This window comes from Pseudomonas sp. AC463, assembly GCF_979253585.1.
Genome location: NZ_CEEDDZ010000467.1, coordinates 1 through 286, shown reverse-complemented (window position 1 = coordinate 286; position 286 = coordinate 1). Strand labels below are relative to the sequence as shown.

The following is a 286-nucleotide window of genomic DNA, read 5'->3' as shown; positions in this document are numbered from 1 at the left end:
ACCGGCGACCGCGTGGTGTGGCGCCCAGGCAATCAGGGTATTGGCGTGATCGTCGCCCAGCTGCCGCGCGACACCGAGCTGTGTCGCCCGGATACCCGTGGCCAGCTGAAGCCGGTAGCGGCCAACGTCGACCTGATCGTCATCGTCTTCGCACCGTTGCCCGAGCCTCACGCCAACCTGATCGACCGATATCTGGTTGCGGCCGAGCATGCCGGCATCCGCCCACTGCTGCTGCTCAACAAGGCCGATCTGATCGAGGCGCAGAACGAAACGGCGCTGAACGCAC

The 286-nt window shown here is 65.7% G+C and carries 1 protein-coding gene; it reads left to right on the top strand.

The genetic code is table 11. The features are described 5' to 3' along the window. A partial coding sequence (rsgA, locus tag AC0IYH_RS31000) for a GTPase RsgA (RefSeq protein WP_471838021.1) occupies positions 1 to 286 on the top strand: 286 nt, incomplete at both ends.